21 protein-coding genes and 1 tRNA gene are annotated in these 24272 nt (G+C 56.6%); 6 read left to right on the top strand and 16 right to left on the bottom strand.

Annotated features, from left to right (window positions below):
• Nucleotides 1–20 precede the first annotated feature (20 nt).
• The gene (locus tag T370_RS0108775) at nucleotides 21–605 is read left to right on the top strand and encodes a hypothetical protein (protein ID WP_029435503.1); all 585 of its coding nucleotides are present in this window, start codon (nucleotides 21–23) and stop codon (nucleotides 603–605) included.
• Between the two features lie 9 nt (nucleotides 606–614).
• On the opposite strand, the gene T370_RS0108780 is transcribed toward T370_RS0108775, so the two are convergent.
• The 8 genes from T370_RS0108780 to T370_RS0108815 form a co-directional block, all read right to left on the bottom strand.
• Nucleotides 615–905, bottom strand: coding sequence for a helix-turn-helix domain-containing protein (locus tag T370_RS0108780; protein WP_029435504.1), 291 nt, complete (start codon nucleotides 903–905; stop codon nucleotides 615–617).
• A gap of 816 nt (nucleotides 906–1721) precedes the next feature.
• The gene (locus T370_RS24305) at nucleotides 1722–2699 is read right to left on the bottom strand and encodes a relaxase/mobilization nuclease domain-containing protein (RefSeq protein WP_081847531.1); all 978 of its coding nucleotides are present in this window, start codon (nucleotides 2697–2699) and stop codon (nucleotides 1722–1724) included.
• On the bottom strand, nucleotides 2674–3066 hold the full coding sequence (locus T370_RS26290) for a plasmid mobilization protein (RefSeq protein WP_081847532.1): 393 nt from the start codon (nucleotides 3064–3066) through the stop codon (nucleotides 2674–2676). The genes T370_RS24305 and T370_RS26290 overlap by 26 nt, the downstream gene beginning before the upstream one ends.
• Nucleotides 3067–3201: 135 nt before the next feature.
• Nucleotides 3202–4137: an AAA family ATPase gene (locus T370_RS0108800; RefSeq protein ID WP_029435507.1), complete on the bottom strand. Its 936-nt coding sequence runs from the start codon at nucleotides 4135–4137 to the stop codon at nucleotides 3202–3204.
• Nucleotides 4134–4367 (bottom strand): helix-turn-helix transcriptional regulator, encoded by a 234-nt coding sequence (locus T370_RS0108805; RefSeq protein ID WP_051643813.1) that lies wholly within the window; start codon nucleotides 4365–4367, stop codon nucleotides 4134–4136. The genes T370_RS0108800 and T370_RS0108805 overlap by 4 nt, the downstream gene beginning before the upstream one ends.
• Nucleotides 4368–4514: 147 nt before the next feature.
• A complete protein-coding gene (locus tag T370_RS24980; protein WP_156034389.1) occupies nucleotides 4515–5321 on the bottom strand; it encodes a hypothetical protein in 807 nt (268 codons plus the stop codon).
• A 1-nt stretch (nucleotide 5322) separates the two neighbouring features.
• The gene (locus T370_RS0108810; protein WP_156034390.1) at nucleotides 5323–6591 is read right to left on the bottom strand and encodes a tyrosine-type recombinase/integrase; all 1269 of its coding nucleotides are present in this window, start codon (nucleotides 6589–6591) and stop codon (nucleotides 5323–5325) included.
• Nucleotides 6592–6687: 96 nt separating this feature from the next.
• A tRNA-Ser gene (locus T370_RS0108815) sits at nucleotides 6688–6781 on the bottom strand.
• 198 nt (nucleotides 6782–6979) lie between these two features.
• Here T370_RS0108815 and T370_RS0108820 point away from each other — a divergent pair.
• Entirely contained in the window at nucleotides 6980–7954 is a 975-nt protein-coding gene (locus tag T370_RS0108820; RefSeq protein WP_029435510.1) for a glycosyltransferase family 9 protein, read from the top strand.
• A 217-nt stretch (nucleotides 7955–8171) separates the two neighbouring features.
• Here the strand turns inward: T370_RS0108820 and aroE are convergent, their stop codons facing one another.
• From aroE to T370_RS0108840, 3 genes are all read right to left on the bottom strand, one after another.
• On the bottom strand, nucleotides 8172–8996 hold the full coding sequence (gene aroE, locus T370_RS0108825) for a shikimate dehydrogenase (RefSeq protein WP_029435511.1): 825 nt from the start codon (nucleotides 8994–8996) through the stop codon (nucleotides 8172–8174).
• Nucleotides 8997–9852: 856 nt separating this feature from the next.
• Nucleotides 9853–12528, bottom strand: a complete 2676-nt coding sequence (gene secD / locus T370_RS0108835; RefSeq protein WP_029435513.1) for a protein translocase subunit SecD — start codon at nucleotides 12526–12528, stop codon at nucleotides 9853–9855.
• 186 nt (nucleotides 12529–12714) lie between these two features.
• Nucleotides 12715–13287: a hypothetical protein gene (locus tag T370_RS0108840; RefSeq protein ID WP_231377933.1), complete on the bottom strand. Its 573-nt coding sequence runs from the start codon at nucleotides 13285–13287 to the stop codon at nucleotides 12715–12717.
• 194 nt (nucleotides 13288–13481) lie between these two features.
• Between T370_RS0108840 and T370_RS0108845 the strand changes: the two genes are divergently transcribed.
• Complete coding sequence (locus T370_RS0108845; RefSeq protein ID WP_029435514.1) at nucleotides 13482–13730, top strand: HypC/HybG/HupF family hydrogenase formation chaperone; 249 nt, start codon at nucleotides 13482–13484, stop codon at nucleotides 13728–13730.
• 336 nt (nucleotides 13731–14066) lie between these two features.
• Here T370_RS0108845 and T370_RS0108850 read toward each other — a convergent pair whose 3' ends face one another.
• From T370_RS0108850 to T370_RS0108865, 4 genes are all read right to left on the bottom strand, one after another.
• Entirely contained in the window at nucleotides 14067–15347 is a 1281-nt protein-coding gene (locus tag T370_RS0108850; protein ID WP_009379902.1) for a TRAP transporter large permease, read from the bottom strand.
• Entirely contained in the window at nucleotides 15344–15889 is a 546-nt protein-coding gene (locus T370_RS0108855) for a TRAP transporter small permease (RefSeq protein WP_029435515.1), read from the bottom strand. The genes T370_RS0108850 and T370_RS0108855 overlap by 4 nt, the downstream gene beginning before the upstream one ends.
• 102 nt (nucleotides 15890–15991) lie before the next feature.
• On the bottom strand, nucleotides 15992–16999 hold the full coding sequence (locus T370_RS0108860) for a TRAP transporter substrate-binding protein (protein ID WP_005028749.1): 1008 nt from the start codon (nucleotides 16997–16999) through the stop codon (nucleotides 15992–15994).
• A gap of 160 nt (nucleotides 17000–17159) precedes the next feature.
• Complete coding sequence (locus T370_RS0108865) at nucleotides 17160–18749, bottom strand: sigma-54 interaction domain-containing protein (protein WP_227749097.1); 1590 nt, start codon at nucleotides 18747–18749, stop codon at nucleotides 17160–17162.
• Between the two features lie 416 nt (nucleotides 18750–19165).
• Between T370_RS0108865 and ald the strand changes: the two genes are divergently transcribed.
• The 3 genes from ald to sarD all read left to right on the top strand — a co-directional run bounded on the left by ald (nucleotide 19166) and on the right by sarD (nucleotide 23121).
• Nucleotides 19166–20299, top strand: a complete 1134-nt coding sequence (ald, locus tag T370_RS0108870) for an alanine dehydrogenase (RefSeq protein WP_005028751.1) — start codon at nucleotides 19166–19168, stop codon at nucleotides 20297–20299.
• Nucleotides 20300–20459: 160 nt separating this feature from the next.
• Nucleotides 20460–21830, top strand: coding sequence for a taurine--pyruvate aminotransferase (tpa, locus tag T370_RS0108875; protein ID WP_005028753.1), 1371 nt, complete (start codon nucleotides 20460–20462; stop codon nucleotides 21828–21830).
• A gap of 127 nt (nucleotides 21831–21957) precedes the next feature.
• Nucleotides 21958–23121, top strand: a complete 1164-nt coding sequence (gene sarD, locus T370_RS0108880) for a sulfoacetaldehyde reductase (RefSeq protein ID WP_005028754.1) — start codon at nucleotides 21958–21960, stop codon at nucleotides 23119–23121.
• Nucleotides 23122–23312: 191 nt separating this feature from the next.
• On the opposite strand, the gene T370_RS0108890 is transcribed toward sarD, so the two are convergent.
• Entirely contained in the window at nucleotides 23313–24101 is a 789-nt protein-coding gene (locus tag T370_RS0108890; RefSeq protein ID WP_029435516.1) for a nitroreductase family protein, read from the bottom strand.
• Nucleotides 24102–24272 lie beyond the last annotated feature (171 nt).

Below are 24272 nucleotides of genomic sequence, written 5' to 3' on the forward strand. Positions count from 1 at the left end.
TATAATGAGTGAGGGAAAGTATGGCACAACTCCCGGCTATACAGGCAACACGCAAGAGCGGCAAAGAATGCTTTGAGGGGATAGGCGGCGAACATACCCTTCAGGATTTTTGGGCGTGGGCCTTTTCGGATTTGGTCAGCAATACGGAACGCGGCAAGCTGGCGGAATATCTCGTGGCTAAGGCGATGGGGTGCGGTACCCAAATCAGCCAGACGTGGGAAAGCTATGACCTCCTGTCTCCTGAAGGGATCAAAATAGAAGTCAAAACATCCGCATATATTCAATCATGGAAGCAGAAGGCGTTCTCGAAGATTTCTTTTGGTATCGCCAAGACAAAATTTTGGGATGGTCTTAATTACGTGGGGGAAAAGAAACGTCATGCGGACGTGTATGTCTTTTGCGTGCTGAAACACAAGGATCAGGAGACGATCAACCCTCTTGAGCTGGCCCAGTGGGATTTTTACCCCGTGGCGACACGTAAACTGAATACCTCTTTTGAAAATCAAGAAACGGTTTCCCTCGGTTCCCTAATTTCACATTGCAAAGTAACGGCTTGCCCTTATTCAAATTTAAAGGATGCGATAGAAAAAGAATATCGTGCATGAGCGTTGCAGCTATCTGGTGTTTTTCCTCGGACGGCCCGTCTGCTTCTTCGGAGGCTGCGGGTCGTTTTTCATTTCTTTTTCAATGCGCCGCATGGCCTCCGATGCATCAAGAGAAAAGACAGCCGCAATTTGGACGAGGGCATTGACGGAAAGTTTAGTATGGGCGTGCTCAATGAAGGAAATATACGTTTCAGAAAGCCCTGAAAGACCAGCAAGTTGACCTTGCGTCAGCCCTTTCTTTTCACGTTCTTCCCTGATGACTTTGGCGATAGCCCATGCGAGTGAGGAGTTTTTTTCCATTCTCTAGGACTAGCCGATTGCTTGCATAAAAATATTAACTAGACTAAATGTTTCATCCGGTACTCATAGAACCTTTTTTGAGGAGGTAACGAATATGGAATGTGCTCGTCATCCGGGTAGACAGGCTGTAGCAACTTGTAATCTTTGTGGTAAAGGTCTGTGCTCCGAATGTACGGAGAGGTTCGCGCCGCCGTTGTGTGAGGCGTGCCTGCTCTCGCACAACAGAAATGTAGCCGTTAGGCTTGCCGTTGAACTTGGTATTACCCTGCTTATCGCAATCGGGATTGCGGCTCTGATTGCAAGTAGAGAGAGCGGTACATGGACAGGCGGTTTTTCTCTGGGAATCCTTGTTGCCTGTACTTATTGGGGATGGCAGTTTGTTGATGGGCCCGCAACACCTTTTGCGTATACGTCAGGTGGCGCGTACGCTTTTTGTGCGGCACTGAAAATTCTTTTTGCAGTCTGTTTGGGAGTATTTGTAACGCCTTGGCAGATTTTTAAGCGGATCAGGGAGATTCTCCGAATCAGGAAACTTGAAAAGGGCATACGAGAAGGCTCTGTCTAAAAAAAGGGAGCCGCCTGATTTGGGCGACTCCCTTTTTTTGCTACAGGAAAAGATAGAGGACGATGATATTCATGATGCCGGAAATGATCGCTCCCAGTATGGCGCAGAAACAGCAGAGTCTTGAAATATCCAGCTGTTGTATGTCGTAAATGATGCGCTGTGTTTTCTCAAAATTTTTTTGTGCCTGTTCTCCTGCCTTTTCACAGCGAACAAGGGTTTCCTCCACTCTGGCTGCAATTTGAACCGCTGTTTCAGCGGGATAGTTCCTCACCGTGTTCGCGGCTCTTCTCACATCGTCTACGCTGGTCTTGATGGCATTTTGCAAGTCTTTCAAAAGCACTATCACTTCCTGTGTACCCTTCAGCTTGAGTTCTTCCTGTTTGTTCAAAATGGCAATCCGTGCCTGCAACAGCGTTGTGTCGTCCACTTCCTGCAATACCGCTTGACTGGCTTCCGCGCTCATGTTCCTCAACGTATCTATCTTGCTCATGGTACAAGCCTCTTTTTTTAAGATTACTCCATGTGTATTGATGGCCCAGACTGCTTCCTTTGAACGCAATACCATCCATTGAAAAACTGATTCCCGAAATGAATCCTGTCTTTGCCGTATTCATGCGAACAGAGACATGCGCTTGTTCCAATTTTTTCGTAAAAGAAGACAGCGTGCATGGTTGAGTCAGTGCCGCGTCAATAATCTGCTGTAACTTCATGCGATATGATGATTCACCTGTACGAAGAACCTGTTCCACTTCTCCTTTTGTGGGGGCCTTGCGTGCTGCGGACTGGCTCATGGGAACGGTTGTGAGACTCCATTCTTTTTCAAGCGTCCGCATGATCGCCTCTTGCCGTTTATAGTCGTGGGCATCGCTGACGACGTTTCCCTCAAGATCAATGCGATTCACAAGAATATGAATATGAGGATGCTCCGTATTCGTATGTCGGCTTACGACATATTGATTATTGGTGAAGCCCATCCCTGAGAGCCACCTTTGCGCTGCCTCACACCACTGTTCATCGGTAAGGTGTTCCGTGGGATGGATACTCAGACTGACATGGCAAACGGCTTTGCCCAGCGTCGGGCGAAGTGCGCGAATGATACCGAATTCTCTCGCCAGCTCCTTGGGTGTTTGACCTGCCATGTTGGTTTCGAGGAGGACTCCCTTGCCCTGTTTCAGATCGTACTCCAGCGCACCGCGAAAGCCTTTACCCTTGATCAGTTTGGCGATCATGAGGTTGTCCCAAGACAGCACGCTGTACTATGAGGAGATACTGTTTGACGCCAGATAAGAAGGACAGGGGGAGTCCGTCTAACCGGCCTTCATTTGCTGCCCGTGCAAGCTGGTTGAGATTGACTCCCATGCGGGCCAGTTCCGAGTAAATGGCTCTGTTGATCGCTGGAACAGGGGGAGGGGGAAGGCGGCGGGCAAGCGCAGCGATACGCAGCCAGCGCGCAGGTGGCATGCCCATGAAGGCGGCTTTCCTTTGCAAGCATCGCCATTCCTCACTGTTGACCCTGACGCCTATCGTGAGCCTCCGTACAGTGTCCGGCGGACTCTTGGGCCTTCCACGTCTTTTCCCTTGGCGTTGTTCCATCATGCCTTTCCTTTCTTGCCCCGCAGGGCAAGCCGTTTGAGCGAAGCGAAAACATGGCTTGCTGCAAGCCCGTCATGAAAAGGGTAGTGAGTGTCCCGCTGTCCCTGCCCTGGAGAGAGGGACAATGGGACACATTCCCTACAGGTGCTCCAGACGTTGTTTGAGCCGGTGGGCCTTCGATTTGGAAATCCCCAATTCTTCGGCACAATCTCTGATGCTCAGTCCTTCCCCAAGGAGCTTCTGGATTTGTTCCGACTCTGCGTCTTCCAGTTCCTGAACAGCCCAGTTGAGCTTGTCCTGATCTGTTTGCGAAAGCTTGGCCTCAAAGGGGCGCACTTCTTCTCCCGCGATGCCTCGCGCCTTGGTGATGTGCACCTGGAAATGCGCTCCGTCTGTAATGCAATAGTTCAGCGGGCGGCGCAGGCTGATGACGGTATCCATGATGTCTTCACGGGCGGATGTGCCGCGCTGATCCCCGGATTTTCCCGCATGATGAACGAGAAGAACAGAGATGCCTCGTCTTCGCAGATCGAGAAGCCAGCTCTGGATGGGCTGCCATGACTGAGCCTCGTTTTCCTTGCCCGATCGACAGAGGGTGGAGAGATTATCCAGTACGAGGAGCCTTACATTGTCCAGAAATGGTTCCAGTGCGTATTGCCCTGCGGGGGTAGAAAGGTCGGGCATGGGACGGTTCTGCATGTCCGGCGTGATGATGGAGAGATTCCGAATGGCTTCCTCCGTTGCGTCGGTTCCCCTAGCCAAGGAAATTAGTCTGTCCTGCATGGCTTGAGCGGGCATCTCCCCGTCCACATACAGCACCTGTTTGGGATTGGGGGCGTGCCAATGAAACAGTGTTGCTCCGCCTGCTACGGCAAGGGCTGCGCTCAAGGCTGTAAAGGTTTTTCCGATGCCTCGGGGAGCGAAGAGGATAACGATACCCTGAGCGGGAATAACTGGATGGAGAAGGAATCCTCGTTCCGGCAGGTGCATGTTCATAAACGCTTCCATTGTGAGTGCAATAAGTGGTGGAATACCGGATTGAAGGCCGGCTGGCGTAGCGGGCGTAAGGCTCATCGGAGATAGCCCTCTTGCGTTGCGAAGCGTTCAATGAGTCCACGAATATCTTCCACGCGCCATGCGGTTGTTCGGGGGCCAAGTTTGATGGGGGAGGGGTACTTTCCGGTTTTGATTCCTTCCCAGAACTGAGTCTTGCTGACGGGAATGACGGCAAGAACCTGTGGGAGGCGAACAAAGCCTTCTTTGGGCAAAGGTGAAATGAGAGAGGTGATTTTTCTTGGGGGCATGTTATACTCCGCTCGGTAGAAGTTTATGAAACACAAAAAAGGCCCATGCCGTTCAACATGGGCCGAGTGTAGGCTGTCCACCTAGGTGGACTGTCAAGAGGGAAAGAGTAGACAAATGAGTGGACAAGATGATATAAAAAAAGATAATTATTTCATTATTGCAAGTAGGCGTTGACCTCTTTTTTTAAAAGATTTTGGCTCAATATGGGCTCCTGGGCGAACAGGTAAGAGTCTTCCGATATCTTCGTTAGTTAGAGAGTTTCCTGAAAAATTTTGAATTTTTCTCGCCAACCGATAGGGATCTTTTTCGCCATTATTTTTATAGCGCTCTAATTCTTTTCTATAATAATCCAAGTTATCTTTATTTCTTTTACTTTTAGTAATGCTAGATTTGTATTCAGCCCAAATAATACTATCGTCAATGTGATGTGGTAGTTCTATTTTATCAAAAGCATATGAAAATGATGTGTCAAATGTTCCCGAAAAAAAATCATGCTCAACGTTGTAAGGAACAAAATTATTAAAATAGAATTTATTTCCATATTTAGACATTATATATGAAAAGGGGATAGCGAGTTCGTTTATATTTTGTGGTGTGCATAGATCGAATTTTCTCATTATTAATGATTTTTCAGGTATATCAGAGTAGTGTCTTTTTTGTTTTTCAATTGATTCTATATTTTTTATTTTAAATACAAAGCTTCCAAAAAATGAAATGATAAAAGATAGAGAAAAGTGTCCGTCTATTGTTTTGCATACTTGAACAATTTGTTCTCCATTTGTTGAAGTATGATTTTCTAATAAGAAATATGGAATCAATCTTTTGTTAAATAATTCAAAAGGAATTTTTAGAAAGCATTGAAATGGCCATCGTAGCATTAATTCAGGTAAGGATAAAAGAGACTCTTTAGCAAATCTTTTTTTGTATCCAGTATCTATAACTAAATCTGCCATATTATCCTCTTAATTTATCTAAATAATCAGCCCACGCTTGCATCATGCTACGGCGTTCAGACAAAAATTCAGCGTAGTTATACGCTGCACGTACCTTGTCTCGTTCAGAGTGTCCTAACTGTCTTTCTATGGCGTCACGGTTCCACCCCTGCTCATTCAGCAGCGTTGAAGCCATTGAACGGAAGCCATGACCTGTCATTTCTCCTTTTTCATAGCCAATTCTTCTTAATGCCACCAAAATGGTGTTTTCCGACATGGGACGGCTGGAAGTCCGCACGGCAGGAAAAACATATTGTCCCGGTCCAGTAAGCTGGTACAGCTCTTTAAGAATATTGAGTGACTGCTGAGAAAGCGGCACAATATGCGTACTTTTCATTTTGGTTTTATGGGCGGGAATGCGCCACTCTTTGGCTTCAAAATTGATCTCGTTCCATTCGGCATTTCTTAATTCGCCGGGACGGACGAAAACCAAGGGAGCCAAGCGCAGCGCGCAGTAAACAGGGAATGAGGCCTTGCAGTTGTCAATATCCCTTAAGAGTTGTCCGACTCGTTTGGGATCGGTAATGGAAGCAAAATGTCTTTTAGGTGGTGGAGTCAAGGCTCCGAGCAGATCGGCAGAGGGATCGCGCTCCGCTATCCCTGACGCAACGGCATAACGGAAGAGCATGGAGCAAATGCCCCGCACTCGCCGGGCAACTTCCAAAGCTCCACGTTTTTCGATCCGTTGAAGTGTTGTCAGCAGCTCTGATGCTGTGATTTCGTTGATGGGGCGCTTCCCGAGATAGGGAAAGATATTCAGTTCGAGGCGTCGTAAGGTCAATTCCGCATGGCCTTCCGACCATGTAGGAGAAAACTTTTTTGCCCAATTGCGGGCGATATTTTCAAAGTGTCGTTCTCCTGATGCTTCAAGCTGTATTTTCTTTCGCTCAAGAGACGGGTCGATTCCCTTGGAGATTTTGAGGCGAGCCTCATCACGTCGTATGCGGGCCTCGGCAAGGCTCGTTTCAGGGTAGACGCCAAGGGAAATACGGTTTTCCTTTTTGTTCATCCAGTATCTGAGTCGCCACCACTTCCCCCCTGTTGGAGAAATTTCAAGGTAGAGGCCCTTTTCATCCTTTAGGACATATTTTTTCTCTTTCGGCTTTGCCTGTTTTACCGTAACTGCGCTTAACACCACGAAAAGACCCTCCTCATCGGATAACTTTTGGGGAGAATAGCATGTCCGGGCGAGTTGTCCAGTTTGTTGTCCGGTTTGGCTACCGTTTTTCATCGGATTTTGCCGGACGACACGGGACGCAAAAAAGCCCTCAAACCGTTTAGGTTCAAGGGCTTTTGGGACTTTATCGGATGTCTTGGAGTTGCCAAATGGCGGAGAGGGTGGGATTCGAACCCACGTACCAGCTCATCACCGGTAACTCGATTTCGAGTCGAGCGCGTTACGGCCGCTTCGCTACCTCTCCGTCCAGCGAAAGACTTTAGCGGATCATGGCACAAAGAGCAAGAGGGGGTGAACCCAAATCCCTTGTCCTCGCTTCTGGAAGGGGAGCTTCTTCACATAGGCCCACAGAGAAATCCTTTTCTTTTGGAATGGCCGCTGATAGTTTCCGGGCATGACAACTTCATCTTTTCATGACGCCTCAGCCCCTACGGAATGGGTTGTGATCCGCCTGAGCGCCCTCGGCGATGTTGCCTTGACCACTGGAGTTCTCGAATACTGGCACCGCACGCGCGGGTGGACGTTCACGGTCATTACTCGTGAGGCGTTTGCTCCTGTTTTGGAAAGGCACCCGGCTGTGCGTTCCATTGTTGGGCTCGCCAAGGAGGATTTGAGATTTCCGCGTCAGCTTGGCGTTTTCCGCGATCTGGCGGAAGCCCACGCAGGGCAGGGGTTGCTCGATCTGCATGGCACCCTGCGTACCCGTTTGCTTTCCCTATTGTGGAAAGGGCCTGTAAAACGCTATCGCAAACTTGGCCTTGAGCGTCGTTTATTCCTGCGGAGCAAAGGGCGGCTGTTCCGGAATGAACTCAGGCTATGGAACGTCCCGCAGCGTTATGCCCTTGCCGTGGAGGCTACGCCTCCTCCCCGTGCCGCGCTTTTGCCCCACATTTGGCTTTCCGATGAGGAGATCAGGCAAGGACAACGCCTGCTGGAACAGCTTCCGGATAAGGCGGGCACTCCTCCCATAGCCTTACATCCGTATGCCACGCACCCTGATAAGGCATGGAAAGAGGCATACTGGCGTCAGCTCATGGAGCTTTTCGAGTCGCGCGGCATACCGTGGATCGTCATTGGCCGTGGCAGCTGTATGGAGGGGATTCCCGCATCCCGCAATTTTACCAATCGCACATCCCTACGTGAGACATGCGCGTTGTTGAAGTCCTCTTCCCTATTGATCACGGGAGATTCCGGCCCGATGCATCTCGCGGGGGCGGTCGGCACGCCCGTTTTGGCGCTGTTTGGGCCCACGACGGAAGAATGGGGCTTTTTCCCGGCGGGGCCGAAGGATCGGGTTCTTGAGTCGCAGCTGGATTGTCGCCCCTGTACGTTGCACGGTAAGAAGCACTGTGATCGCAACCATGCGTGTATGCAGTCCATTACTCCGGAACAGGTGATGCGGGCGTTGGATGAATGAAAGATTGGAGGGGGAAGGGCTTTCTGAAGAAAGCCCTTCCCCCTCCAAACCTCCCCCTTCCCATCCCAAAGACTCTCGGCTGGTGGGGAGGCTGACCAGCATGAGTTCCTGCCGGACAACAGTTTTTGGGAAAGCAATATGGCGGAAAGTTTAATCTTTTCGCCGTATTTTTTGAAATGAGCCGGTTTATGGGGAAATGGAAGTGTGTGGCGTTTTTTTATTGCCCATAAAGCGCGGAAGTCACCGCCGTTATGGCTTCTTCCGGAAGATGGTGCCCCGTCCACAGGTGGAATTGGGCGTCCCCCTGCCCGATGAACATATCGAGGCCTGAGACGGTTTCCCAGCCCGCAGCCGCGGCGTCGCGCAAAAAACGGGTCTGGAACGGCGTGTAGATCAGATCGTAGGCAATGCCATTATCTTGAAATGCCCGAGGGTAGGGCGTTTCATGCTCTTGGGCTCCGGTCATGCCGAGTGGTGTCGTGTTGATGATGAGGTCAGCGGGGACGTCTCCGCGCTCTTCCCACGGAGCGCACAGCAAACCGAATTCGTTGCAGAGGGCTTCCGCGCGCTCTTTCCGGCGGTTGGTGAGGGTAATATTGGCGAGGCCGAGCCTCCGCAGTCCCGCAATGGCCGCCCGTGAAACGCCTCCCGCACCGAGCACCAGCACGCGGGTTTCCGGAGGCAATGAGCGCTTTCGCAGCGGAGCCGTGAATCCGATCACGTCGGTATTTTCTCCGCAGATTTTTTCGCCGTCACGATAGAGGGTGTTGCAGGCACCCATCTCCCTTACGTTTTCGCTTGTTTTGTCCAATAAAGGGATGATGTCGATCTTATGGGGAATCGTGATGGAGCAGCCCCGGATATTCAGCAGCCGGGCGGCGTCCACAAAGGCGGGAAGCCGTCCCGGTTCAATGGGCCATGAAAGATAGACGCCGGGCAGGTTCAATGTCCTGAAGGCCGTATTGTGCATGAGCGGGCTCATGCTGTGCCCGAGAGGATAGCCGATGATGCCGTGCAGGGCTGGCGGCGCAAACGTGGACATGGCACATCTCCATATGAATGTTTTCAGTGGGGTAGGGGTGAATCGTTTTTGAAATGTTCCGGTGACGTTGGGGAAGGGGAATTTTTTGAAAAAGCCTTCCCTCCCCCAGCTAACCCAACCGTATCACATCTATTTAAAAAAGATGATTGTTCGCATCGCGTCTCTGTTCCCAGAGTTCCCGAAAACGCGGACTTCCTCTAACATGGCATCCTTTCCAAAGAAAAAACGCTCTTGTGCATCCGGCGTGGAGTGGAACGTATCCCAAGGGCAAAACGATTGGAAGCGATTCCCTTGCCTTCCCCGGCAGCCCCTTTCCCTAGCAACGAAGATACCATTGCCCACTTTCCCTGTTTTGACCAATCATTACCTTCAGCCTTCCAACAGTTTTTACTCAGCGTGGCCCAGTTACCGAAGCCTGCCTCGTCTTCTCCTGTATATCCCCCATGAGGGATTCGATAAGGATGAAAGCCTTTGGGAAGGAGGGGTGGGGTTTGGGGAGGGGAGGAAGGGGGGGGCTTCAGAAAGGCCCTTCCTCCCCCATTTTCCAAAAGAAGCGGCGCCGGCACTGAAGGAGGTAGTGCCGACGCCGTTCGAGGAGAGGGGCGACATCCTCAGGGGGATGGATGTTGCCCGAACGCGGCCACCTTCACAGGGGAAAGAAGGTGAGCCCGGGTGGAGGAGAAAACCCGGAATCCGCGCTTGCATAACCCGCCGGGCGGCCGTAAAACGCCCGACGCGTCGTCTTCGGAGGACGGAATCTCAGGGGGTGAATCCTGTCCTCCCGGACCATCAACAGGGGAGCGTTGATGGTCCCGTATTCATGGAAACGGAGGCGGGGAGAGGAGGTTTCCCGCCATCAGACCACGCCGTGTTCGCCGGGCCGCTCAAAGACGCCTAGGGTAACGGCCGTCTTGAACGAAAGGGTGTCGCCAAACAGGGGAAGCATTGGCGCTGCGACGAACAGGGAGGAAATCGTTCCCATGAAAACACCTATGAGCATAGTCAATGCGAAGCCGTAAATGACCGGGCCGCCGAGCAGGAACAGGGCGAGGGCCGCCACGAGCGTCGTGCCTGCGGTCAGCAGGGTACGGCTCATGGTGTCGCCAAGCGCTTCCTGAATGATCTCGGGCAGCGGGCGCGGCGAGTCGGGGTTCTCCCGCCGCAGGGTTTCACGGATTCGGTCGTAAATCACGATGGTATCGTTCAGCGAATAGCCGATGATGGTCAAAAGTGCCGCTACGATGTTCAGATCGATTTCTTGCCCGAGGATGACCAGCAGGCTGGTGGTCGTCGTGACGTCGAATATCAGGCTGGCCATCGCTCCCGCCGCAAAGGAGAGGCGGAACCGCCAGCACAGGAACAGGGTCAGCAGCAGTGCCGCAAGGATGCGGCCTTCCGTCGGTACGCCCATCCATTGCAGGGCGATCATGGTGGCCGTGAGCGCTCCGGCGAGCAGGGCGGCCGTGCCCCAGCGCTGTTCGAAGCGCCCCGAAATGTACACGGTGATCAGGAGCAGCGCATAATAGATGGCTTCCAGAGCCGAGCTGCGGAGATCATCTCCGACCTTGGGGCCGACCGTTTCCAGACGATCCAGGGAAACCGCCCCGCCGTCGTCCACGGTCTGGAGATGGCTGAGCAGGGCTTCGCCGAGCTGTTGCGCGGGCATGTCGGGCAGGCCGAAACGGAGCAGCCAGACGGAATTGTTGTCGCCGTATTGCTGGGTCATCAGGCCTTCGAGATGCATGGGATCAAGCGCCCCGATGAGCTGCTTGTCCGAAACGGGGTGCTCGAACCGGACCTGCGCCGCAACGCCGCCCGAGAAGTCGACGCCGTACTGAAGGCCGCCGCGCCACGTACCCACGGAAACCGCCACCATCACAAGCAGAAGCGTCAGTACGCCCACGTGCTTCACGCGCTTGAGGAAGGGGAAGTGGGACAGGTAACCCGACAGGGCGCGCAGTTCCATGGGGCCGTGCATGCTGAGGCGGGTGCCGTTGGTGTGCTTCATCCACGCGTCGAAAGCGATGCGGCACAGGAAGATCGCCGAGAACATGGAGGCGATGATGCCGAGAGTCAGGGTGACGGCAAAGCCGCGCACCGGGCCGGTTCCGAACTGGTACAGGATGGCCGCGACGATGATCGTCGTCAGGTTGGAGTCCACAATGGAAAGGTTGGCACGCTCGAAACCGGCCTTGATGGCCTTGGGAGGCGTCAGGCCGAGGGCCAACTCCTCGCGTATTCGCTCAAAGATGAGGACGTTCGCGTCCACGGCCATGCCGATGGTCAGCACGACGCCCGCTATGCCCGGCAGGGTCAGGGTCGCGCCGAGCGCGGCCATACCGCCCATGAGCAGGCTGAGGGTACAGAGAAGCATCCCGTTGGCGAGCATACCGGACCAGCCGTAGCGCAGGGGCATGATGATCATGACCGCCAGCGTGCCGATGAGTGCGGCGAGGATGCCGCTGGTGATCGACGCTTCGCCGAGGGCGGGGCCTACCGTGCGCTGTTCGAGCACGTGGACCGGAGCCGCGAGGGAACCGGAACGCAGGGAGATGGCGAGGTCCTGCGCCTCTTCGGGCGTGAACTGGCCGCTGATGCTGGCCGTGCCGCCCGCGATCTTTTCCTGAATCACCGGAGCGCTGTGGATGGTCCCGTCCAACACGATGGCGAGGCGCTTGCCGACATGTTCGCCGGTGGCCATTTCAAACAGGGCCGCGCCGCGAGGAGTGAACGACAGGCTGACCATCGAAGTGTTTTTATTGTCGAATCCGGGGCGGGCGTCGGCCACTTCCTTGCCGCTCAGGAGCGGGGTGCTGTCGAGCGCCAGTTTGGCGTTGGTCGCTTCGCCGTGCTTGCCCGTCATGGGATAGAAGGCGACGCCGGGAGGCAGATAGCCTTGGGAAATGTCGTCGCGGACGAGGTGGAAGGACAGATCGGCGGACTTCTCGACGAGCTGGACGGCACGGTTGACGTTGGTCAGGCCGGGAAGCTGGATGAGGATACGGTCGCCCTGCTGCTTGCGGATATCCGGTTCCGCCACGCCGAACTGGTCGATGCGGCTGGAGATGGTACGCAGCACCTGATCCACGGCCAGATCCTGCGTCTGCTTAACGAAGGCCGGCGTGAACGAGTAGGGCAGGTGGACCGCGCCGTCGGACCCGGTACGGGGCGTTCCGGGCACGACTTGAGGGGCGTCCTTCTTGGCGAGGGCAAGGAACGCATCGACCTGGTTGGCGCGGGCGATGATGAGTTCCTGCACGCCGCCGGGCATCTGGCGGGGGCCAAGGACGGTGATCCCTGCCTCACGGGCCTTCTGGCGAAGCACTTGCCCGCTGTTGATGAGTGCGGACTGAACGGCTTTTTCCGTATCCACGCCCAGCGTGAGCTGAACGCCGCCTTTGAGATCGAGGCCCAGACTGATGCGGGACGCGCCCGGCAGGTTGACGTCTTCCGGCATAAGCGTCGGAGACAGGAGGAAAAGCGCGCCGGCCATGACAATGGCGGCAATCGCATATCGGAACGAGAGTTTCATGAAAGCCTCTCACACGGTTGCAGGAGCAGAATGCTGTCGGGAACGGCGGAACCGCCGACAGGACGCACACTGATTCGGGCGTTCCGGGTATTCTGCGCGGGAGACGTGTGAGGAGTGCAGAAGACCGGCTGCGCGAGTCAGGGCTTTTCTGTCACGCAGAAAGCGAAGGACGGAAAAGCGGAAGCTCTAGCAACCGTATGGAGGAGGCGTGGGGTAGGAGACGAGCCCGCGTTCGGCGGGAAGGAAGCAAAGGGGCGTGCCGATGGGCAGCGCCACCGGGGTGACGGAAATCTGCGGCAGGACAGGCGCTGAGACCAACGCGGCGGCATACCCCGACGAGTGCGGCAGGGGCTTGTCGGTGACGCTCTTGGGCGTCCGGGCCGTCGTTTGGCTTATGTTGCCGTTGAGCGTTTCGGAAATGCTGGCGAAGAGGTTCCTTTCGGAACGGGCAAGCGCCGCGTCAAGCTGCCGCCAACCGCTGGACGCTTCAACAAGCGCCGAATCTTCGTCAACGGCATCGAAGCGCTGGAGCTGCGGGCCGATGTCATTGCCTTCCAGTTCGGAATGCTGAGCCTTGAAGACGTCCGCCGAAGGGGCCGCTTCAAGGAGGGCTTCGAACTGCCTGCTGACATCGTTGTCTATGTGCGCTTGCGCGGAAAAGGAGGAACACAGGAAAAGCCCGAAAGCAAAAAGCAGCGTCCCCAGCACGGAGCGGGAGAAGCTGGTCGTTGCGTCTTTGATGGGCTTTAGCGTATTCATGCCTTTACCCATAAAGCCGAATGGTAAGGATGTCAATAATACGCTATGGCCCTTTTCAGGGATATCTCATGCGAAATCAGAGGTTCGGGCTTGCCTGGGCGCTTGAGGATGGATACTATCATTTTCCCCGCACGGCATCCGTTTTGTGAAACCCTCCGTTCCCGCGGGGCCGAAAACCAGCGAAAGGACTCATTATGTGTCTTGCCATCCCTGCGAAAGTCATTGAAAAGTCTGATGACGGCATGTTGAAGGCCACCGTGGGCAACGGGCCGACCTGCCTGACCGTTTCCGGCATTTTGCTGCCCGAGGAAGTGGAAATCGGGGACTATATCATTATCCATGCCGGATTCGCCATGCACAAGATGGAGAAGACCGAGGCCGAAGAGAGCCTGCGCCTTTTCCGCGAGCTGACCCAAGCCACCGGGCAGGAAGCGACCTTCTGATGTGAAGAATGTGGGGGAACACTCCGGATATAAAGAATATCCCTGCGCTCCTTCCCCAAACCGCTACGCGGGCCGCGCCCATTTCCTTGCTTCTTAATGTTTTTGGCCCTGTTGTCAGATAGAGTGGGGCAGGGCAAATTTCTTGTGTTGCATAGCGTGAAGAAAAATCCCGGAGCGAAGGCTTCGGGATTTTTTTGTGGGAAAGGCTCCGTGTGGAAACGGAACGGTTGCAATCGGAAGCCTCGGGCTTTCTGCGGGGCGATGTCTGGCTGAAAGCGGCGCGGCTTCTCCGTTTGGATTGAGGGGGCAGAGTGCCCGTTCCCGTATCCGTGTGGCTCAATACATCATGCGCGGAAGGAACAGCACGATGTCCGGGACGAAGACGCAGAGGATGATGACGCCCACGGTCACGAAGACGAAGGGCAGGGCGTTGTAGGAGATGTCCTCAAGCGTGGTGTCGGCGATGCCCGAGGCGATGAAGATGTTTTCGCCGAGGGGCGGCGTGGAGAACCCGACCCCGCAGCAGCAGACCAGCACCACGCCGAAGTGGATGGGGTCCACGCCGAAGGCGGTCATGACCGGCAGGAGTACGGGAGTCGCCAGCAGGATGATCGCCAGCGTCTCCATGAACATCCCCAGAAAGAGCAGCAGGGCGATGACGAACATCCAGATGACGGCGACGTCCGAGGTGAAGCCGAGGATGTGCTCCACAATCATGTCGGGTATCCGGTACTGGACGAGCAGCCGCTCGAACGCGTAGGCCGTGAACATGATGATCAGCACGCGCCCGGTCATCCATGAGGTGATCTGGAGCGAGTGCCGGATCCCCCCGAACGTCAGCTCGCGGTGGATGAACAGCCCGACGAAGATGGAGTAGAAGATGGCGACCACGGCGGCCTCGGTCGGCGTGAAGAACCCCCCGTAGATGCCGCCGAGGATGACGACCGGAGCCATGAGCGACCAAAGCCCGTCCTTGAGCGCCTTGAGCAGCGAGTCCCCCGAGCCGCTTTGGAGATCTTCCGCCACGGGCATGTTCCGGCAGAGGAAGAGGTGCATGGCGGCGAGCCCCACCGCGATCATGATGCCGGGCATTACCCCGGCGAGGAACATTTTGGTGATGGATTGCTGCCCCGACACCGCATAGACGACCATCGGGATGCTCGGGGGGATGATGATGCCCACGCCCCCGGCGGTCGCCGCGGCCGCAGCCGCATAGCCCTTGCTGAATCCCCGCCGGATCATGGCCGGGATCATAAGCATCCCCACGGCGGCGGTCGTCGCGGGGCCGGAGCCGGAAATCGCCCCGAAAAACACGCAGGCCAATGCGGTGGAGACGGCGAGCCCGCCGGGGATGGGGCCGACGATGTTTTCCGCGATGGCGACAAGCCGCCGCGAAATGCCCGCGCATTCCATGAGCGCCCCGACGAGCATGAAGGCGGGCAAGGCCATGATGGGAAAGGAATTGACCGAGGTGAAGGCGATCTGCACCAGCGTGACGAGGTTCTGGTCCACCGTGTAGAGGGCGGCCATGGCCGCCACGCCGAGCGCCACGGTAATGGGGGACCCGAGCAGCATCAGCACCGCAAAGGTGGCAAAGAGGACTCCCGCCGGGCTCATGGCTTCCCTCCGTCCACGAAGGCTTTCCGGGTTTCCTCGGTTTCAATCCTGTCGGGCGCGGTGAGCTCTTTTTTCAGGACGAATTTCATCACGTTGACTTGAATGATGCGGGCGGACATGAGCGTAAAGGCGATGGGGAAGATGAAATAGATATAGGAGAGCTGCCAGTCGAGGGCGGGCGTGGCGTAGGGGAATTCCCGGAGTTCGCGGATCACGGTGAGGCTTTCCACGACCATGACGATGTTGAAGAACAGCCACACGCCGTCGCTGAGGAGCATACAGGCGTCGCCCACCCATTTGGGGAAGGGGCGGAACTGGATGGTGACCCGGTTGTGCGCGGCGAGGCGGGCCGCGTAGGAAGCCCCGAAAAAGACGAACCAGACAAAGGAATACCGCGCGAGTTCTTCCGTCCAATACAGGGGGTGCCCGAACTGGCGCAGGAAAATCTGCAAGAGCAGGATCAGCACGAAGAACGCAAGCAAAACCTGGCTGACGTATCCTTCAAAGTTGTCCAAAATCGCTAGAAGAACCTTCTTGAGCATGAAGTCCCCCTCCGGAGAGCGCCAGCGCGGCGCGTCGCCAGTGTAGGGTAGCACGCGGGAATAGACAACCTTATGAAGCCGCCTTCCCCCTGTGCGGAAAGCCTACTTCCAAGGTTTTTTCCCGATGGCGGAGAGGAAGGCGTTGATGGCGGCCCTGCCGCCCACGAACGTCTCCATTTCGGGCCAGACCTGCGAAATGGCGGCACTCCTCCAGTCGGCCTCGTCCTCGAGCTGGTCGATCTGCACGCCGGACTCGATGAGCCTCTGCCTCGCCCTCACACCTTCGACAAGCTGGAAGGCGAGGCAGTATTCCTGCGCGTCGCGCCCGGCGTCGGTGATGAGCGTCTGCATCTCAGGGGACATTTTCCTGAAGGCCCGCTGGCTCAGGATCATGGGCTGGAGCTGGTAGGTGTAGTGCACTTCGGTGATGTATTTCTGCACTTCGTTGAATTTACAGGCGAGGAAGGTGATGTAGCCGTAGCACTGCCCGTCGACCAAGCCCTGCTGGAGCGCGGTGAAGGTTTCCGCCCACGAGATCGGCACCGGATTCGCCCCCCATGCCTTATAACAGGCGAGCAGGATGGCGCTCTGCGGGACGCGGAACTTGAGCCCCTTGATGTCGTTCAGGTTTTTGATGGGCTTGCGGGAATTGGAAATGTAGCGGTAGTCGGTATAGGTCCAGCCGAGGATGCGGAAGCCACCTTCCCGAATGGCGTACCCGTTGAGCAGGTCGTGGGCGGGGCCGGTGGTGGCCCGGACGACGTCGTACATGTCGTCAAAAAGGTAGGGCATGGTGAGGATGCCGAGTTTCTTCACGAACGGGACCGTATTGGCGATGCCCACAACGGCGATGTCGAGATTCCCGGCGCGCACGTTCTGGATCATTTCCGTTTCGTCGCCGAGCTGGCCGGAGGGGAAGAGCTGGACTTCCACCTTGCCTTCGGACCGGGCTTCCACGACTTCCTTGAACCGGGTGCCGATGGCCCCCATCTCGGAATCGATGGGATCGCCCATGCCCACTTTCAGGATGGTTTTCTCATAAGCGCGGGCGGGGAAGGGGCAGGTGAGAAGGGCAAGCGTCACCACGGCGGCAAGCAGGCTTTTGAGCATAGAATCCTCTCTCTTTCCATCTAGAGTCCCGTGACTGCGTGCAACCCCACACCTTATTTTGGGCTTTAGCGCACGAGGCTCGAAGGTGTCAACCTGGCCTCTTCGGTAAGCCCGGCAGCCCGATTTTCCTCCTATCAGCTTGTGGATACACTTGAAAAAATTATTTGTGGGCGATTTCCACGAGGCCGATCTTGTACCGTTGCGCTTTCCTGACGATGGTGGACTGGCTGACTTTGAGCCGCCGGGCGGCCTTGTAGGTGCTGCCGGTTTCAGTGAGCGCGGTCATGATCATGTTGCGCTCCAGTTCGGCGACGGCCTCGCGCATGGGCTGGCGGAAGGAGACGCTGCCCTGCGGGAGAGGCGACTGGGCCTGCATATATTGAGGGAGATCCTGCATGGTGATGGTCTCTTCTTCGCTCATGGTCGCCAGCGACTGCACAAGGGCGCGCAGCTCGCGGACGTTGCCCGGCCAGCGGTAGGTCAGGAAGCAGTTCAGCACTTGCGGATCGAAATTTTTTTGCAGTCCGCTTTTTTTGATGATCTCCTGCAAAAAATGCATGGCGAGGACCGGAATGTCGTCCGGCCGTTCCCGCAGGGGAGGGATTTCCACGGTCAGCACCCGGAGGCGGTAGAAGAGGTCTTCGCGGAACTGCCCGGAAGCAGCCATGTCGGCCAGCGGCTTGTTGGTGGCGGCGATGACCCGCACGTCCACGGTGATGGGCTTGGTCCCCCCAACCCTGTGGAAGGGGTGCCCGTCGAGCACTTGCAGCAGCTTGGCCTGCATGGGGAGGGGGAGCTCGCCGATTTCGTCGAGGAGGAGGGTCCCCTTGTGGGCCAGCTCAAACATGCCGGGCTTGCCGCTCTTGGCCGCGCCGGTGAAGGCGCCTTTTTCGTAGCCGAACAATTCGGATTCCATAAGCGACATGGGGATGGCCCCGCAGTTTACCGCGATGAACGGTTCGGCGCTGCGCTGGCCCATGTCGTGGATGGCCTTGGCCGTCAGCGTCTTTCCGGTTCCGGTTTCGCCGAGGATGAGGGTGATGGCTTCGGTGCGGGCGGCCTTGGAGGCTTCCTTGCGCAGGCGGCGCATGGGGGCGCTGTGTCCGACGAACCCGGCGTCCATTTCGGTTTCGAGGTTCTCAAGGCGCGCTTTGTAGGCGAGGGTTTCCATCTCCAGATCGGTGAGCTTGCGCTGGAGCGTCTCCAGTTCGGTCATGTCGCGGATGGAGGCGATGACCCGCCATACATTGCCCTTTTCGTCAAAAATGGGCGTGCTGGTGTTCAGGCAGCGCTTGCCGTTGGAATAGTCGTCGAACATGGTGACCGAGCGTTTTTCGATGAGCGCGCGCAGGGTGACGCAGGTTTCGAAGCGCCCCTTGTGCATGGGTTCGGTCACGTGCTTGCCGATGACTTCCTCGGCGCGCAGCCCGGCGATGCGTTCCATCGCCTTGTTGACGCGCAGGGTGATGCCGTCGGAGTCGATGACCCAGATCCCGTCGTGGATGGAGTCGAGCAGGACCGTCAGCTCCTGCCAGGGCAGTTCGGCCACCCGGTTGATCTGATCGACCGGGATTTTCGACATTGTGATAAGACGAACTTGTTCCCCGCCCGCGGAATCGTCAATGGAAACGCTTTTCCAGCGGATAATGTACATGGAACCCTCTTTGTGGTGGGCGATCAGCTCGCCTCCGTGGGGTTCGCTCAGGCTTTCTTCCACTTCATCAAATCCGCATCGTGTCAGGCGGGGCAAGAAAGGCTCGTCGTCCATCCGTCCGGGAGAAAGTTTGAGTATTTCTCCTAACATGTTGTTTATAAAAATTAAATTCCATGTATCCCCGTGGCATATTCCGGCGGCGACGAGCTCATTTTGATGAAGAATGTGATCGCAAAAGGCGGGGTATGACGTCATGAAAGGACCTCTCTAATGCAACTATGCATCGTAATGCAAAATTGACTCGGACATTCCTGTGATTCGGCGGCAAATGATTCGAGACTGCATTGAACCCGAAAAGATCTGAAAAGGACATTCTAAAAAACTATAACAAAAATCTCATGTTATGAACTTTGGGAAAAATGGAACGCTAGTTGCTATAAAGAAGGCATGGAGTACAACCCCACCCTGAATTTCAAAACGTACTTCAACATACTGCTCTCGGAGGCACTCAAATGCGTGTAGGTATCCCCACCGAAATCAAAGTTCAGGAATTCCGTGTCGGCATCACTCCCGCTGGCGTTCATGCTCTTAAAGAAGCCGGTCACACCGTCCTCGTGCAGAAGGGCGCTGGCCTCGGCAGCATGATCACCGACGAAGAGTATGTCGCCGCCGGCGCTCAGATGGTTGCTACCGCCAAGGAATGCTGGGACTGCGACATGGTCGTGAAAGTGAAGGAACCCCTGGCTCCTGAATACGACCTCTTCCATGAAGGCCTGATCCTCTACACCTACCTGCACCTCGCTCCGGAACCGGCCCTGACCAAGGCTCTTCTCGAAAAGAAGGTCATCGGCATCGCTTACGAAACCGTGCAGTTCGACAACGGCTTCCTGCCCCTGCTCGCTCCCATGTCTGAAGTCGCCGGCCGCATGGCCACCCAGGTGGGCGCTCAGATGCTGACCAAGATCGAAGGCGGCATGGGCCTCCTGATGGGCGGCACCGCTGGCGTGCAGGCCGCTCACGTCGTTATCCTCGGCGCCGGTACCGTGGGTCTCTCCGCCGCCAAGGTTGCCATGGGCATGGGCGCTCGCGTGACCATCCTTGACAGCAACCTCTTCCGCCTGCGCCAGATCGACGACCTCTTCGGCGGCCGCATCCAGACCCTGGCCTCCAACGCCTTCAACATCGCCGCCGCCACCAAGGACGCCGACCTCCTCGTGGGTTCCGTCCTCATCCCCGGCGCTCTGACCCCGAAACTGGTCACCGAAGCCATGGTGAAGACCATGAAGCCCGGTTCCGCCATCGTTGACGTCGCCATCGACCAGGGCGGCTGCATCGAACCCACCGCCAAGCACGGCGCTACCTATCACGACAAGCCGACCTTCAAGTACCCCGTCAACGGCGGCGAAGTGGTCTGCTACTCCGTGGGCAACATGCCCGGCGCCGTGGCCCGTACCTCTACCTTCACCCTGACCAACGCCACCATGCCTTACATGGTCGACCTGGCCAACAAGGGCTGGAAGAAGGCTTGCCAGGACGACAAGGCTCTGGCCCGCGGCATCAACACCTACGACGGCAAAGTGTACTTCAAGGGCGTTTCCGATGCTCTCGGTTACGAACTGCACTGCACCTGCGACATCCTGAAGTAAGACGTGATTCATGACTGGACCAGTCTCATGTCCGCATGAGACTGGCCAGTTTTCCGGTCAAAGTCAAGGGTAAGGGTAGGAAGCGGCCCATGTGCGCCAATTGGTTTTCGCCTTTAACCTTCCTGTGACAATAACATCATTATTTCATGAGGAATGCACCATGACTTACGATAAAGCTGAATTGGTCGCTCTGGACAAAAAGTACGTTTGGCACCACCTGACCCAGCACAAGAATTTCGAGCCCGCCATTTATGTGAAGGGCGAAGGGATGCGCATCACCGACATCGACGGCAAGACCTATCTTGACGCCGTGTCCGGCGGCGTGTGGACCGTCAACGTCGGCTACGGCCGCAAGGAAATCGTCGACGCCGTCGCCAAGCAGATGATGGAAATGTGCTACTTCGCCAACGGCATCGGCAACGTCCCCACCATCAAGTTCTCTGAAAAGCTGATCTCCAAGATGCCCGGCATGAGCCGCGTGTATCTCTCCAACTCCGGTTCCGAAGCCAACGAAAAGGCTTTCAAGATCGTCCGTCAGATCGGCCAGCTGAAGCACGGCGGCAAGAAGACCGGCATCCTGTACCGCGCTCGTGACTACCACGGCACCACCATCGGCACCCTGAGCGCTTGCGGCCAGTTCGAACGTAAAGTTCAGTACGGTCCCTTCGCTCCCGGTTTCTATGAATTCCCCGACTGCGACGTCTACCGCTCCAAGTTCGGCGATTGCGCCGACCTCGGTGTGAAGATGGCCAAGCAGCTTGAAGAAGTCATCCTGACCGTGGGTCCGGACGAACTCGGCGCCGTGATCGTGGAACCGATGACCGCTGGCGGCGGCATCCTCGTTCCCCCGGCTGGCTACTATGAAACCATCCGCGAGATCTGCGACAAGTACGAACTGCTCCTGATCATCGACGAAGTCGTTTGCGGCCTTGGCCGTACCGGCAAGTGGTTCGGCTACCAGCACTTCAACGTCCAGCCCGACATCGTCACGATGGCTAAGGGCGTCGCTTCCGGCTACGCTCCCATCTCCTGCACCGTGACGACCGAAAAGGTCTTCCAGGACTTCGTCAACGACCCGGCCGATACCGACGCCTACTTCCGCGACATCTCCACCTTCGGCGGCTGCACCTCCGGTCCCGCCGCGGCTCTGGCCAACATCGAAATCATCGAACGTGAAAACCTGCTCGAAAACTGCACGAAGATGGGCGACCGCCTCCTCGAAGGTCTCAAGGGCCTGATGGCGAAGCATCCCATCATCGGCGACGTTCGCGGCAAGGGCCTGTTCGCCGGTATCGAAATCGTGAAGGATCGCGCCACGAAGGAACCCATTGCTGAAGCCGTCGCCAACGCGATGGTCGGCGCCGCCAAGCAGGCTGGCGTGCTCATCGGCAAGACCTCTCGCTCCTTCCGCGAATTCAACAACACCCTGACCCTCTGCCCGGCCCTGATCGCCACTGAAGCCGACATCGACGAAATCGTCGCCGGTATCGACAAGGCGTTCACCACCGTCGAACAGAAGTTCGGTCTGTAAGAATTGAAAAGCCCGATGCCTTCATCCGGAGGCATCGGGACTTTGATTCCGAAAATCGTCGGCAGGGCAAGGCAGCGCTTTGTCCTGCTTCGGCATATGAAGACTTCAACAACGCGAGGATACGACAATGGCTTTTGTGCATTACACCGTCAAGAAGATCGTGCATGGCCTCGGCGCTATTAAAGAAGCCGCTAACGAAGTGAAGAACCTCAAAGGTTCCAAAGCGTTCATCGTGACCGACCCCGGTCTGGCCAAGATCGGCGTCCAGAAGCCCCTCGAAGAAGCCCTGACCGCCGGCGGCATCGAATGGAAGCTGTACGCTGAAGCCCAGCTGGAACCCAGCATGGATTCCATCCAGCACTGCACCGACGAAGCCAAGGCTTTCGGCGCTGACGTGATCATCGGTTTCGGCGGCGGTTCCGCCCTCGACACCACGAAGGCCGCTTCCGTGCTGCTTTCCAACGAAGGCCCCATCGACAAGTACTTCGGCATCAACCTGGTTCCGAATCCTTCCCTGCCCTGCATCCTGATCCCCACCACGTCCGGCACCGGCTCTGAAATGACCAACATTTCCGTGCTCGCCGACACCAAGAACGGCGGCAAGAAGGGCGTTGTTTCCGAATACATGTATGCCGACACCGTCATCCTCGACGCTGAGCTGACCTTCGGTCTGCCTCCCCGCGTGACCGCCATGACCGGCGTTGACGCTTTCGTTCATGCCATGGAATCCTTCTGCGGCATCGCTGCGACCCCGATCACCGACGCCCTGAACCTTCAGGCCATGAAGCTGGTCGGTGCCAATATCCGCCAGGCCTATGCCAACGGCAAGAACGCCGCCGCCCGCGACGCCATGATGTACGCCTCCGCTCTCGCCGGCATGGGCTTCGGCAACACCCAGAACGGCATCATCCATGCCATCGGCACGACCCTGCCCGTGGAATGCCACATTCCTCACGGCCTGGCCATGTCCTTCTGCGCTCCCTTCAGCGTGGGCTTCAACTACATCGCCAATCCCGAGAAGTACGCCATCGTGGCCGACATCCTGCGTGGCGATGACCGTTCCGGCTGCATGAGCGTGATGGACCGCGCCGCCGACGTGGAAGACGCCTTCCGCGATCTGCTGAACGACCTCGACATCGCCACCGGCCTCTCCAACTACGGCGTGAAGCGTGAAGACCTGCCCGCCTGTGCGGACCGCGCCTTCGCCGCCAAGCGCCTCCTGAACAACAACCCCCGCGCCGCTAGCCGCGACCAGATCCTTGCTCTGCTCGAAGCCAACTTCGAAGCCTAGTCCTCGGATTTGAGATAAGCCATTGACCGGGGGAGGAAAGGCGCACTGCGCAATTCCTCCCCCGGTTTCTTCGTTTCAATGCTCCATATAGGAGGATCACCTTCAGGCGTTGAAAAAACGAAAGAAAAGCCCTGAACAAGCATTCAGGGCTTTTCTTTTGTTTCTTCAGGGATTGGGTACGTACCAGCGGTTTACTCTATGGCCGTCAAACGCACGGGCTTGCGCGGGGGAACACGGGCATACTGGACGGCAGGGTACCCGATCATGAGCCCTCCGCAGATTTTGCGGCCTTCGGGAAGAGGGATGCCGAGGTCTACGCCGTTGCTGGCTGCGGCGATGACGAAACCGCTCCAGCAAGTCCCGATGCCGTAGCTGTGCAGGGCGAGCTCCAGATAGCTGACGGCGGCGGCACAGTCGAGAGCGTTCCACGGCATGTTGGCGTCGCCGTGCGCGAGGATGAGGGAGGGGGCCCCCCGCAGGATCGGATCCTGCCCGGCGCGGAAAGCCGATGCCACATGGCTGTATTTTCCGGTAAGCGTCGACATCCAGTCCGCCACGCGGGAGGCAAGATCGTGCAGCCTGTCGCGGCCTTCCACCAGCAGCCACGCCACCTCCTCACAGTTGGACGCCGTCGGCGCGTAGCGGGCCTCTTCCAGCGCCTTGAGGAGCACGTTGCGATCAACGGGTTCGTCTTTATACGCGCGGGTGGAGCGCCGCGTCTTAAACAGCATGTCGCGTTGCAAGTCGGAAAGCGGGGCATCCTCGACAAGCGGCAGGGAAGAGGGCGCGATATGTTCCAAGGTCAGGGCCGCCTTGGGACAGACGGCGACGCAGTGGCCGCACCGGATGCAGCGGGCCAGAGCCCCGTGCAGGACATCCACAGACCCGTTGGTGTGGCGTCCGAGGATGCGCTGCGGGCATACGCTGATGCAGCGCCCGCACCGGATGCAATGATCTTGGTTGAGTTCAAGAGAAACCATATGCAGTCCTTTGGAAGCGTTTCGGAAAAGACACCGTTTCCCGGCGGCTTCCCGCCTTTTGTGTCTGAAGAGGACGTTGTTGCGCCTGTTCGCTCTGGTTTCCGGGTGTCCCCTTCGGCAAAAAGGGAGCTCGGTGGGAAGGAGAAAAGAAAGGGCGGAAACCGGAAAACA

Source organism: Bilophila wadsworthia ATCC 49260 (genome assembly GCF_000701705.1).
GTDB classification, from domain to species: domain Bacteria; phylum Desulfobacterota; class Desulfovibrionia; order Desulfovibrionales; family Desulfovibrionaceae; genus Bilophila; species Bilophila wadsworthia.